This window comes from Bradyrhizobium sp. CSA207, assembly GCF_029051685.1.
Classification (GTDB): Bacteria; Pseudomonadota; Alphaproteobacteria; order Rhizobiales; family Xanthobacteraceae; genus Bradyrhizobium.
In genome coordinates this window covers 1-13306 of sequence record NZ_JAACFT010000018.1, presented here as the reverse complement: position 1 = coordinate 13306, position 13306 = coordinate 1, and the positions used below count along the sequence as shown (strand labels likewise).

The 13306-nt window shown below is 61.4% G+C and carries 11 protein-coding genes; all 11 read right to left on the bottom strand.

Going from position 1 to position 13306, the window contains the following annotated elements; all coding sequences use genetic code 11:
* Positions 1 to 205 precede the first annotated feature (205 nt).
* On the bottom strand, positions 206 to 2323 hold the full coding sequence (locus tag GWG65_RS20870; protein ID WP_275197434.1) for a tetratricopeptide repeat protein: 2118 nt from the start codon (positions 2321 to 2323) through the stop codon (positions 206 to 208).
* A gap of 360 nt (positions 2324 to 2683) precedes the next feature.
* The gene (locus tag GWG65_RS20865) at positions 2684 to 2938 is read right to left on the bottom strand and encodes a DUF3551 domain-containing protein (RefSeq protein WP_275197433.1); all 255 of its coding nucleotides are present in this window, start codon (positions 2936 to 2938) and stop codon (positions 2684 to 2686) included.
* Positions 2939 to 3077: 139 nt separating this feature from the next.
* The gene (locus GWG65_RS20860; RefSeq protein WP_275197432.1) at positions 3078 to 4562 is read right to left on the bottom strand and encodes a porin; all 1485 of its coding nucleotides are present in this window, start codon (positions 4560 to 4562) and stop codon (positions 3078 to 3080) included.
* An 838-nt stretch (positions 4563 to 5400) separates the two neighbouring features.
* Positions 5401 to 6450, bottom strand: coding sequence for a LacI family DNA-binding transcriptional regulator (locus tag GWG65_RS20855; protein ID WP_275197431.1), 1050 nt, complete (start codon positions 6448 to 6450; stop codon positions 5401 to 5403).
* Positions 6447 to 7091 (bottom strand): ThuA domain-containing protein, encoded by a 645-nt coding sequence (locus GWG65_RS20850; RefSeq protein WP_275197430.1) that lies wholly within the window; start codon positions 7089 to 7091, stop codon positions 6447 to 6449. The genes GWG65_RS20855 and GWG65_RS20850 overlap by 4 nt, the downstream gene beginning before the upstream one ends.
* A gap of 10 nt (positions 7092 to 7101) precedes the next feature.
* Positions 7102 to 8199: a Gfo/Idh/MocA family oxidoreductase gene (locus tag GWG65_RS20845; protein WP_275197429.1), complete on the bottom strand. Its 1098-nt coding sequence runs from the start codon at positions 8197 to 8199 to the stop codon at positions 7102 to 7104.
* A 22-nt stretch (positions 8200 to 8221) separates the two neighbouring features.
* Positions 8222 to 9070, bottom strand: a complete 849-nt coding sequence (locus GWG65_RS20840; RefSeq protein ID WP_275197428.1) for a carbohydrate ABC transporter permease — start codon at positions 9068 to 9070, stop codon at positions 8222 to 8224.
* Positions 9063 to 9998: a sugar ABC transporter permease gene (locus GWG65_RS20835; protein WP_275197427.1), complete on the bottom strand. Its 936-nt coding sequence runs from the start codon at positions 9996 to 9998 to the stop codon at positions 9063 to 9065. The genes GWG65_RS20840 and GWG65_RS20835 overlap by 8 nt, the downstream gene beginning before the upstream one ends.
* A gap of 2 nt (positions 9999 to 10000) precedes the next feature.
* Complete coding sequence (locus GWG65_RS20830; RefSeq protein WP_275197425.1) at positions 10001 to 11260, bottom strand: extracellular solute-binding protein; 1260 nt, start codon at positions 11258 to 11260, stop codon at positions 10001 to 10003.
* Between the two features lie 333 nt (positions 11261 to 11593).
* Entirely contained in the window at positions 11594 to 12616 is a 1023-nt protein-coding gene (locus tag GWG65_RS20825) for a cellulase family glycosylhydrolase (RefSeq protein WP_275197424.1), read from the bottom strand.
* Positions 12613 to 13306: O-antigen ligase family protein (locus tag GWG65_RS20820; protein WP_275197423.1), on the bottom strand; the 694-nt coding region annotated here is incomplete at its 5' end. The genes GWG65_RS20825 and GWG65_RS20820, both read right to left, overlap by 4 nt.

The following is a 13306-nucleotide window of genomic DNA, read 5'->3' as shown; positions in this document are numbered from 1 at the left end:
TCACGAAGAGCCTTCGCTTTGGAACCCATTCTATTAGTCGCGCCAACGCTATAGTGGTTCGCTCACAAGAATTCCATCACGCCGCGGTGACACCCCATCTCAACTATGGAACCCGGCCGAAGGCCATTCAGCGCCCAGGTGAAGGTGAAGTTGAGAAAAGCCATGCCGCGACTGGCGACTGCGCTGCCAGATCGAGATAGCAGATTTAGACGGCAAACGAGGCCGGCGCTTCGCCAGCGCAATGCCGGCGCCACATTTCATTGAAAGCCTTTTCGATGTGTCGCGTCATGCCGATAGTATCGAAGAGAGGCCAAGACGTCCGATTCGTCGCCAGCTTGCTCTTGAGGGCGGTTCGAAGTTCAGAATCGTGCGCGATCCGGAGCGCCAGACCCTCATATTCGTCCAGCGAATGCGTCACCAGCTCAGGAAGGCCGACAGCATTCAGGAGACTGGCTGCAACACGTCCCGCAAAGGCGGTGCCGAGGCAGGTCAGGATCGGCAAGCCAGCCCAAAGGGCGTCGCTGGCCGTGGTATGGGCGTTGTAGGGCAATGTGTCCAGGAACAGATCGGCGAGCTGGTGACGCGCCAAGTGTTCGTCGGCAGCGACTGGCGGCGCGAATACGATTCTCTCGGCGCCGATGCCGCGCGCGACGGCTTCACGCCTCAGGTTCTCCCTGGCGATCGGCTCGCCATCAAGCAGCCAAAGGACGCTGCCCGCAGTCTTGGTAAGCAGCCTCATCCAGACATCGAACAGCACGGGCGTGATCTTGGACGTCCTGTTGAACGCGCAGTAGACGAAGGCATCATCCGCCAGTCCGACCCTGTTCCGGGCCGGCGCATTTGGCAGGAGCGGTCGCCTGGCATCGCTCGCCTGATAGCTGTCGGGAAGATAGATTACCTTCTCAGCGTAATGCTGCTGCTCTGCTTCGGGAATGACGATGCGGTCCGCCATGATGTAGTCGATATATGAGGCGCCCATCGTGCCGGGGAAGCCGAGATAGTTGACCTGGATGGGAGCCGCCCGGCGTGCAAGGATTTTCGGCCGCGCACCGGCGGTGAAGCCTCCAAGATCGACAAGAATCTCAATGTCGAGCTGGCGTATCAGCTTGGCCACGTCCTCGTCGGTAAGATGGCTGACGTCTTCAAAGCGCTCGAATGCTGCCTTCAGGCGGTTGCGCATTTCGCCGCGGTCATCCGGTCCGTAGGAGATGGCGCTGACGTCGAAGCGCTCGCGGTCGTGCTCCTCGAAAACTCCGGCCATCAAATGCGCGGTGGCGTGGCTGCGAAAATCGGCCGACATGTACGCGACGCGCAGCCGGGAAACCGGTGACGGCGTCTTGCGTATCGCGGCACCTCGATCCGGGGCGACGTTGGCAACATATGTCTTCGCACAGGTCAATTGGTGTGCGGGAGAGGACGAGGCATGAAAGAAGGTGAAGGGGTCGACCACCACGCCGGATTCGACGGCCTCGTCCAGGGCGGCCTGTTCACGTTCGAAACTGCGCCAGTCGGCACGTTTCCGCCTGGAAGCAACGAGCTTGCTCAACGCGAACGGGAAGGCCTTGTCTAGTGCGACCGTCCTTTCGAGCGCTCCGATGGCTTCGTCATCTCGACCCATTTGGGTAAGGACCTCAGACAAGGCGAAGTGCTTCTGTGGATCCGACGGTGCGAGCTCGACAGCACTTTGGTAGCTGCCATGCGCTTCGTCCAGCCGACCGAGCTGCTGGAACGCACTGCCTCGGTTTGCGAACGCCGCGCTCGATGGCGCGATCGCAATGGCGCGATCAAATTCCGCGATCGCACCGTGAAGCTCTTTCCGTGCAAGCAGGATCGCTCCGCGATTGAGATGCGCACCGGCGAAGTTCGGCGACAGGGCAATCACTTTCGCAAGCCAAGCGAGCGCATCGTCTGTCTTGTCCAATGCACGCAGCACGTTGGCATAGTTGAAAAGAACGTCGGCATTGCCGGGGTCTGCGCGGGCAGCCTTCTTGAGCAATGGCTCGGCGTCCGCGAACTTGCCGCGCTGGGCGTGCAACAGCCCCAGCATATGGAGCGCGACGGGATGCGTTCTGCTTCCCTTCAGGATGGTCGTGTAGGCACGTTCCGCATCCGACAGATTGCCCGAACGGTGCGCCGCAATTGCGTGGTCCAGAATAGCCGACGGATGGAGTGAGGAGGGGGCCGAAGCTCCCTTGTTGCGGCTTTGCTGCGACATGTGATTGGGTTTCTGGACTCCGATGACGGGTCTATTTTTTGGTGAACTGTGCAAAAACTCTAGTCGCCTTTGCTGGAGAGAACAACGGCCGCGCCACTCACGCTTCAAGGCCCGAAACTACCGCGCGGGTCCGGGCTCAATGAGCCTACTACAGGTGTCCACTCATTCGGAGGAGGTTCACCATTCTGGAATCGAGGATGGTTAGGGGCGGTGGAAACAAGGCCGATCGAAAGGCCTTGAGAGTTGATGGCGAGTCGGACTGGTGTTTGTTCGACGGTCCGGGCCCGGCGGAGCATTAATCGTGCTGCTCAACTCTGTGCAGAACGGTTTGCCTAAAAACGCGTGAGATAGTTCATCGAGATCAAAAAGATCGCGTAAGAACGAAGGTTGGAAGCAGGGTGATGTCCCATCTCCTCTCGAAAAGGATGGATTTTCCCCGGGGCAACTGCAGTCGCCCGCAATGCGGACCTAGCGCTGACGCGGAGCGCGGTCTGAACGAGATGGCCCGGGCGCATAAGGGTTCACCAAGCACATGGCGGGAAGGCCCGCAGCGGTCGCTTTACACTCTTCCCACGAACTATACTGGCACCAGATTGTGGTGGCACCGCCCCACTCCCACTTCTGGAGGCAAATCGGATAATTGCCGCTGAACCGTTGAGCTGCGGCTGGAGCTGGCGCAGACATTGTGATGCAAGCTATGACGAGAAAGGGAAGCGCGCGCATCATGTGACTCCGAGGATTAGCGGATCCTAACAGGGCCATCTATAACCTTCGCGCGGCGAGGATGTTCAAGGTGACCCGCAAAAAGTAGACCCCCAGCGATTTCGCTGGGGGTCTTTTGATGTCGGCTCAGGACTGGCTTTTAGAAGGTACGCTGAGCTCGGAGGAGCATTTCGATCGAGTTCTGGTCCTTCAGCTCGTACACAGCTATCGGCTTGGCGCCAGCAGCAATGCCCGGGCTCAAGATGGTGCCCGAATACTTCTGGTCCAGATGCGAATAGCTCAAGTCCGCCGTGAAGGTCAGGCCCTTGACCGGAGTCCACGCGGTGTTGATGCCGACGGCCGCGAAGTTGAAGTCCGGATTACAAGTAGCACCCGGGAGCGCGATTGCAGCGAAGTTGCCGCAAATCAGTGCCTTGCCCGTATCGCCGTACTTCAACTGAGCATACGCACCGTAGATGCCGGTCACCCAATTTGGATTCCAGTTGTGGGAATAACCACCCCGGAAGCCCCAGGTCTTGACGGTATCGATGCCGGTACCAACGCCGAAGACACCGTCAGCAAGACCGGCGAAACCGGTGCTCTGGTAGGCGATGCTGCTACCGCCAAACATGAAGAAGCTCTGCGGGAACAAGCTCTGGAAGTTGTAGCGAGTCGCGCCATCCGTGTAGACAGCCTGCAAGTTGATGCTGTCGCCAGCTCCGGTCGGGATGTTCTTGATGGACAACGCACCCTGAACCGCCCAGCCCCACTTGTCGCTAGGATGGCCTGAGGGTTCGGTCGCACCGTAGTAGGCAGGATGGAGGTCATGCGCGACAGCCGAGACCTGGGCCAGACCCCAGGCCTGGTCAACGCGAATCTGACCGACGATCTCAGGAGAACGCGTGCCACCCCAATCACTGTTACCGTAGACGCCGGTCACGAACGCAGTCCCAGCAGCAGCCGGCGTGGCAAATGTCGTGTTCCAGAGGTTCGACTGGCCACCTGCCGACGTCGACTCATCCTGCAACGCCAGCGAACCGGTGATGCCCTGGCCGAAGTCAGCCGTATAGGCAACCTGGTTGACGCCGGTCACGTGGTTGCTGCCGCCCGGAAGCGTGTCGGGACCGCCAGCCGGATAGCTCTGCCACGGGGTGTCGAAGATCGAGACCGTGCGGCCGAACGTGAAACCAGCGAACTGGATGAACGCATGGTAGAGGCCGAGCGAGGCGGAACCGGAAACGCCCGCCGCGGTGTTGACACCGGCGACCGAGGGCGTGTCCCAGCTGAAGATCACATCGGCGTAGGTGCGAACCACGCCATACTCGGTCGCGGTGCGGGTATCGACGTTGAAGTCGAAACGAGCGCGGCCGAAATAGTAGTTGGTCAGACGGTTGTTCAATCCCGCGTTCGCGCCTTGCCGGAAGCTATAGTCGCCTGCGCCGCCAAGGATCGCGTCAGCGCGCAGATAGCCGCCCAGCTTGATGCAGGTGTCGGTGCCCGGCATATAGTAGAATCCGGCACCATACAGGGAGCAGATTCTCACGTATTCGACCGCTTTGGCCTTCACGGGAAGATCGGCTGCCTGGGCTCCGCCAGCGGCGACCAGACCCGCCACTGAGCCGAGCAAAAGGCTCTTAAAGTTCATGTTAACCTCCAAGTTTGCTCTCCAGGGAAGGTCACTGACCGGACGGCCAATTCCCCGCTCCCCCTCTAAATCACCGCTAGAGCCGATCGCGTCTTCGGACACACCCGCATGAACGCGAGGGACTTAAGCGAAAGACTTAGACGGGACGACCTCGGGATGCCCCCCTCCGTCGCACCGGGATAAGAGACGATCGGACCTGATCAATCAATGATCGATTGCCCCGGTTTGGGCGGGGAATGGCCGTTTTTCAAGAATTGTTGCACAAATATCACGATCGCTTGAGGCAAAATCGTGCGTATAAGATATTGAAATACTTACTCTTTTTGAGCGCGAGGATAAGATTCGGCCGGGCCGACGGAGGGGCGGGTCTGGGGCTCGTTGGCAGGCCCAACCTGTTCGCGGCGACTGTTCAACGGCCCTGCCGAAAGCCATTTCGTGATGAGTCGCGAACTTGGTCAGCTGTCGACATCTGTGGCCGGCATTCCGGCGCGGGCGGCGGAGCTGGTGGGGCCGGAACAGGAGCAGGAGCTGGAACGGGCGGTGCGGCTGGGGGAACGGGAGGTGGTGACACGGGAGGAATTGGGACCGGGAGCGGCGGCAGCGGCGCCGGCACCTCGGGCGCTGGGAACGGCGGCTCAAGTGGATCCGCTGGGGGCTTCAGAAAAATGCTATTCGGCCCGGCAGAGGCGAGAATCCCTCCGGCCGCTAATGTCCTGAGCTGCCGTGTAGATGTCGTACAAGTCCAAACAAGTCCGAAGGTAGTCGCCCGGTCGTCGATGACGGCTGGGTCTAGCCATATGCTACCCGAGCAAGGTGCGCATCGCCTACGAGTTCGACGTTACGGCAGATTGTCCCGCAGGAAAATGTCGATCCGGATGCGTTCCTGGTCGGGGCTGATTGCCTCGCCCGAACAATGCGCGAGCAGAACGCGCGCCGCAGACCGTGCCTCGTGGCCGGGATCCTGGTTGATGATCGCGTCGAGCGTGCCGCGGATCAGAAAGCGGCGAGTGTACTGGGTCAGCTCGTGGGTGATCCAGACCACCTCGCGGCCACGACCCGAAACCTCAAGCGCGTCGGCGATGCCGCGGTTTCCAGCGCCACAGCAGTAAATGCCGCGGAGATTGGCGTGGCGCGCCAGCAGCGCCGCAGTCAGCTCCCGCGTGCGCTTGCTGTCGTCACGGCCCTCCATCACCGGCAGCGCGAGCAGGTTCGGATACTCGCTGGACAGGATCTGGTTGAAGCCGAACTGCCGCTCGGTGTGATCGCGCAGCGCCAACGATCCCGCGATCACGGCGACTGTCCCGTCGCGGCCGGCGAGGAAACGTCCCATCAGCGTTGCCGCAGTTCGCCCCGCGGCTGGATTGTCGATACCGACATAATGCAAGCGGCGTGAGCTCGGCGCGTCTGACACCAGGGTCACCGCGGCGACCCCGCGCGCGGCGAGCTCGTCGATCGCGGCGCGCACCCTGGGATGGTCGAGTGCGATGACGGCGACGCCTTGATAGGCCGGCGACAGGTTTTCCAGCGCGCCGGCGAGCACGTCCGGATCAAACACATCGACATGGAGGATATCTATGAAGCCGCGCTGGCCGGCGAGCCAGTCCGCGGTGCGCTGGACCTGCTCGGTCAGGTTGGTCATGAAGCTGTTGCTCCCGGCCGGCAGCACGAAGGCGAAGCGGAATGTCTGCCCGCGCGCAAGCCGCGCGGCAGCAATATCGGCGCGATAGCCAAGTTTTGCCACTGCAGCCTCGACGCGCGCGACAGTCTTGGCGCGGACGCCCTCGCGCCGGTTGACGACGCGATCGACGGTCGCAAGCGAAACGCCCGCCGCGCGCGCGACGTCCTCGAGCGTCGCGCGGACCGCCGGCTGCGTCGCACCAGCTCTCATTCGCGCGCCGCCCACAGCATGCCGCGGGTCATCAACGTACGGATCTCCGGTACGTCGAGCTCGTAGGCACGGTGGCCGAGCGAGGAATAGAACACCCTGCCCGCGCCGTATCGCTTCTTCCAGACCACCGGCATCACCACGCCCTCGATCCAGGATGCGTGCTCGCCGGTGAAGGTCGTCGTCGCCAACACCTCGTTGGCGGGGTCGACATGCATGTAGTATTGCTCGGAACGATGCTCGAAACTCTGCAGGCCTTTCATGATGGGATCATCCGGTTTCGTCACGTCGACCTTGTAGTCTATGATGTTGCCGGGATGCGCGACCCACTGCCCGCCGCACAGGAACTGGTAGTCGACGGAATCGCGGAACGCGTCGCCCATGCCGCCATGGTGGCCGGCGAGCCCGACGCCGCTTCGCACCGCCGCGCAGAGATTGAGCGCCTCCGCCTTGTCGATCTTCGACATGGTGTAGATCGGGATGATCAGCGACAGATCGTGGATCGCGGGATCGGCGAACGCCGCCGTCGTGGTCTCGATCCGAACCTCGAAGCCTTCCGCCTTCAGCCAGCCGCGGATCATCGAGGCGCAGAGATCCGGATCGTGGCCCGGCCAACCGCCCCATACAATCATTGCCTTGCGCATGTTTCTGTCCTCAATCGATCTGTCCGGTTTCGCATCCGGCCGGCAGCATCGCCGGCCGCTCGACGCGGCTCTCGATCTTGACGCGCCGTCCTTCGTCGGCGGAGGTCTGGAACGCCTCCATCACCTCCAGCACATGGAACGCGAGCGCGCCGCTGGCACGATGCGGCCGGTTGTTCAGGATCGCGCCTGCCATATCGGCGACGCCGATCGAGCGGAACTCGCCCTCAACGTGGCCGTGCGTCAGCGGCACTGTCTCCCATTCGCCGCCAGTCTTTGCCATCTGCACCTCGCCGCCGAACCGGTTCGGGTCCGGCACCAGCATGCTGCCCTTGTCGCCATAGATCTCGATTGGCGCGTGCCGGTGCTTCGGTACATCAAAGCTCATCGCGATCGAGATGACGGCCCCGCTCTCGAATTCGAGCATTCCCGCGACATGGGTCACAACCTCGACCGGGATCAGCGTGCCGTTCATCGGCTGGCTGGTGACCAGGCGCTCCGACTTCGGACGCGCGGTCGAGCCCATCACGCTCGCGACCGGGCCGAGCAGTTGCACCAGATCCGTGATGTAGTACGGGCCCATGTCAAGCATTGGCCCTCCGCCGCGCAAGTAATAGAATCCCGGCGCCGGATGCCAGCGCTCATGGCCGGGACAGCCGAAGAACGCGCTGCCTGCCACAGGTGTGCCGATCTCGCCGTCGTCGATCAGCTTGCGCGCGGTCTGGTGCCCACCGCCAAGAAACGTGTCGGGCGCGCAGCCGACGCGCAGGCTCTTCTGCGCGGCGAGATCCATCACCTTGCGGGCTTCCGCGACGTTGATGCCAAGCGGCTTCTCGGAATGAACATGCTTGCCGGCGTTCAGAACCGCAAGGCTGACGTCGGTATGGGCGAGCGGCACCGTGAGATTGATGACGATCTCGACGTCGTCGCGCTTGAGCAATTGATCGACCCGCATCGCCGGCAGCCCGAAGGCGGCGCCCTGCCTCGCTGCGACGTCGCTGCGCATATCGGCGAGCGCCTTGATCTCCATGACCGGGAATCGCTGGGCCGCCTTCAGATAGGCGGTGCTGATATTGCCGCAGCCGATGATTCCGATGCCTACTTTTCTCATTGTGATCTCCGTGAGGTACCGCTCATCCCTTGACCGCGCCTGCGGTGAGACCGGCGACGATGTGCTTCTGCGCCAGAAGGAAGAGAATGATCGTCGGCAGGATGGTGAGCGTGATGAAAGCCAGGATCAGGTGCCACTCGGACGAATACTCGCCTTGATAAACCATGATGCCGAGCGGCCACGGGTAGAGCGCATCGGTATTGAGCATCACCAGCGGCAGCAGATAGGCATTCCAGCTGTTGACGAAGGTGATGGTACCCACGGTCGCCAGGATCGGGCGAGACAACGGCAGCGTCACGTAGCGGAAGAATTTGATATAGCTGCAGCCGTCAACCAGCGCGGCCTCGAGTAGCTCGTAGGGAATGTCCTTGAAGAAACGCCGCAGCAGCAGCACGCTCATGGCCAGGCTGAAGGCCACTTGCGGCAGTGCAACGCCAAAATAGGTATCGAGCAGCCCGAGGTCGCGCACCTTGATGAAGAGCGGCAGCACCGCGGTCGCCGCCGGAAACAGCAGGCCGAGCGTCAGATAGCTCAGCAGCATCGAACTGCCGTAGAACTTGATATGGGCGAAGGTGAACGCCGCCATCGAGGCGACGACCAGGGTCAGCGTCACCGTGACCGTCGAAATGACCAGCGAGTTGCGCAAGAGTTGCCAGTAGCGCGCGGAGAACAGGATGTCGGCATAATTCTGCCACTCCCAGTGTCGGGGCAGGCCGAATGGATTGACGCGCAGTTCGCCGAGTGATTTGAAGCCGCCGAGCAAGGTCGCGAGCAGCGGCACCAGCACGAAGATGGCAACGACGGCGAGGAACACCGTCTTGAACAGCACCGCGGAATCGAACGGCGCGCGAGTGGTCTCGACATTACTCATCGCGCATGAACCATCGCTTGTAAGTAACGGCAAAGGTCACGCAGATCACGAACAGGATGACACCGATGGCGCTGCCGTAGCCGACCCGCATGCGGGAGATGCCGTTATTGTAGAGGAAGCTCACCATCGTGTTCGAGGAGTCCGCAGGTCCGCCGCGCGTCAGCGGCATGACGAGGTCGAACAACTGCAGCGAGCCGACGATGGCGAAGAACACGGAGAGCCGGATCGTCGGATAGAGCAAGGGGATGACGACGTGGCGCAGGGTTTGCGATCGCGTCGCGCCGTCGATGCGCGCGGCCTCGATCAAGGTCTTGTCGAGACTTTGGAGTGCCGCAATGAACAGCATCATGTGGAAGCCAAAGTACTTCCAGACGACCACGATCAGCACGGCCAGCATCGACGTGTCGGTCGAGGCGAGCAGGTGCGGCGGCTCGGCGCCGAAGGCGCGCCAGACCGAGGCAACCAAGCCGTAGTCGCCGTCATAGACGAAGCTGAAGATCAGCCCGGTCGCGATCTCGGCCAGGATATAGGGCATGAAAAACAGCATGCGCAGCGCCACCGCGCCACGGAAACGCTCCGCCAGCATCAAAGCCAGGGTGAGCGCAAGCGGCAGCTGGATCGCAAGCGAGACAGCGATGATCAGTCCGTTGTTGCGCAGCGCGAGCCAGAAGGCGCGCGTCTCCAGCACGAAGAGGTAATTATCGAAGCCAATCCAGTTCGTCGGCCTGCCGAACCCGTTCCAGTTGAAGGCCGAGTACCAGGCGGCCTCACCGACCGGCAGCACCACGAACAGGGTGAACAGCACCAACGCGGGTGGCAGGAACAGGATCAGGACGGTGAAGCGGCCGTCCCAGCGCGGCCCGCGAACTGCGAGCGGCGAGAACGATGCAACGCCCATCGCCGGCGAGCCCGCAATCCGCCGTGCCACTGTCAGTTACCCTGCTTCCAGGCCGCTTGGATCGCTTTAGCGGCATCCTGCGGGCTCATGCTGCCGCCGGCGATCTCCGCAGTGACATCGTTGACGACGCGGCCGACAGAGGGACCGAGGCTCTGGTCGTAGAAGTTCTGGTGGTAATTCGATTTCGCCAGATTGGCCGCGATCAGCTTCATGAAGGGATTGTTAAGGCCGGCATCGGCGCCCTGCACCACGGGGATAATGAAGTTGCCCGCGGCAAGCCGCGTCTGCACGTCCTTGGAGACGAAGTATTTCAGAAAATCGACCGCCTCCTTCGGCGAGCCCTTGGTGATCAGCCAGCCGGTGATGCCGCCAAGTGTATCCGTCGGAGCACCCTTGCCGCCGGCCACGACCGGGAAGTCGAACCAGCAGATCTTGTCTTCGCTCAATCCGACCTTGTCGGCGGCGAGCGCTCGCTGCAAATGATAGACTGTACTGATCGCGAGCGTCATCGCGGCCTTGCCGTCACCGAAATAGCCGACGGCCTGAGGGTTCTTGAAACCGAGGAAGCCGTTCTGGAACGGCTGGAGATCAACGAGCTGCTTGAACAGCTCGCCGGATTTTTGGAAGGTCTCGCCGGCGAAGCCACCGTTGTCGCCGCGCAGCGCCGCGTCGAACGCCGCCTTGCCACCTATGCGTACCGCAAGATGCGTCCAGTAGAAGTGCAGCGGCCATTTGTCGGCGCCGCCGACCACGATCGGCGTCACGCCCGCTGCCTTCAGCGTTTTCACCGCGGCGAGTAGATCGTCCCAGGTCTTGATGCCTGCAGGATCGACCTTGGCCTTGGCCATCAGCTCCTTGTTGCAGAGGAAGCCGACCTGCGACAGCGCGGTGGGCAGGCCATAGACGCGGCCATTGCTCGTGAACGCGGCGAGCGCCGCAGGCGTGAGGCCGTCGCTGTAACCCTTCACCTGATCGGTGATGTCGTCGAGGACACCCGCTTCGATTTGCGTCTTCAAGACGCCGCCGGCCCAGCTGTAGATGATGTTCGGCCGGTCCCTGGATTGCAGGATGGTCGGCAGCTTGGCCTTGTAGGCCTCGTTCTCGAGGAACTGCATCTCGACCTTGACGCCCGGATGCGACGCCTCATAGGCGCGCGCGACCTCCTCCCAGATCTTCACCTGGGCCGGGTTGGCCTCGATGTGCAGCCATTTCACAGTCGTGTCGGCTGCAGCGACGCCGGTCCCAAGCAGGCACGCGGCAGCGGCGAGTCCCAGCTTCACGAGCAGTCTCATCACATCCTCCCGACAGCTTCTATTCTTTGGCTGCAATCCTGCCTTCACTTTCTGAGGTACGCAACTAAAAATCTGATATGCACACCTCACTTCGGCAGTGCTGAGGTGGCTAAGGGCCTGCGGGAAAGTTGGGCGCACCAGCAGCGTGCTGCGGTGCGCGCCAGAGAACACGTCCTTGACCGGCGCCTTCACACCATCGCCTGCTTTTGCAGCGCCTCCGGGGCGCGGCAACGAGATCACGGTCAGGACCAGGTGAGCTTCACGTCGTGTGCGGGCGGTCACGTCGATCATTCTGCCGCTGGGACGGACGAGATCCGGCGAAAGTTTCCCGCTTCAATGCACCGGCGGGATCAAGGCATGCAAGATGCCCGGCTTCCAGGTTTGACGCGCGCTATCGAAGGCCGCAAAATCATGATCGAACTGCCAGTAGGCCCATGCCCAGCCAAGCCGGTCCGCGCTTTGCGCCACGAACGACAGATATCTCATCCGGCCGTCGGATGGAGCCCGCTCGTACACTCCGAACTCGCCGAGATAAAGGGGGCGCTTTTCTCTTTCGGACCATATACGCATCTTCTCGAAATCGGAGGCCGCCTGCCGTTCATCATCCGCAGTGCCCCAATCGAGCGGCCCGATCCGCGAAAACGTTCGGGACCACGGCGCGCCCTGATGCGTGAACCGTATCGGCGTGTAGTAGTGGAACGTAACGATGAGGTTTCTGTCGTCGGGCGGCAAAACCAGCTCCTCGACAGGCATCTCATCTACATTGAGGACGGCGGCAATGACCGTCCGCTCGGGGTTGGTGCGGCGGATTATTCCGAGACATTCATTGAGAAGCGCGTTCCAATTGGCGGACGTCATTTGTCCGCCCGGCTCATTGAGGACCTCGAAGGCAAGCGCCGGATATTTTCCGGCATAGCGCTCGGCGATTTGCCTCCAGAACGCCTTGAGCTTCTCAGCGCATTCGGACACGTCGCGCTGGCAAATATGGGTATCGTGCTCGTCAAGGACAGGGGTGAGGTTCCGGGCAAGAACCTCTTCGATAACGGCATCGAGCCGCCTCAAGACGACCTCATCGAGCACATTCCCTGAGCCCATGAACTTGAAGCCGAAGAAATTGATCCGAACATGCGAGAACCCGGCCTTCCGGATTGCAGTAAGGTTGTCCAGACGAAATGGCGCATTCCGTCCCCCTTCCCAGATGCCGTCGTAGCCAAGAATGTTGATGCCGCGTCCCAATTTTCCTGGGCCCGGTACGGCACCCTGCCCGGCCGCGTCGGCTTGGGAGAAGGGTGCAACGACGAATATTGCCACGGCGAGACCAAAAGATATCGGCCAACGAGCACGAGTCGCAGTCATCCTGTTTCCGTTCGTGATTGCTGCAGGTCTTCCTGTGGCACCGGCCTGCACACCGCGAAGAAGAATGCCACGAGAAGCACCGACGTGAACATCGTCGAACGAAGGAACATCGTCTCCGTGAAATTGGTCTGAAAGCTGAGGACGACAAATCCGATGATAAGAGCGCAGTGGAAACGATTGATCGCCCGTGTGGCAATCAAATAGAGAACCTTGTTCGAGAACAGGAAGACGCTCGTGGTGAACAGCAGGTATCCAAAAAATCCCGTTTCAATCGCTATCGCGATGTAGCCGCTGTGATAGTTGTCGAGCACCCAGCCATGGCTCTGCTCGAAATAGTCGTAGACTGACGGGAGCGTCCAGAACCCGTTGATGCCGAAGCCCAGCAGCGGCGCATCATTGAAATGGCCGATGGCGTACTGCCAGATGAAGGTCCGCTCGGTCAGATCGATGGTCGAGTCGCCGAGATGGATGGAATCGTATCCTGTCACATAGAAATACAGGATCAAAAGGGCGGCCAGGATGCACATGACGAATGGCAGCACCGCGTAAAGTCTCATGCAGCGGATCGACCACAGCGAGGTAACAAGCAGTCCACCCGCGGCCAAGGCAACGGCACCGGCGCCTCGCGATTCCGACGCGATGACGCAGGTCGACGCCAGCAGGAACATTGCGAGAAATCCCACCCACCCC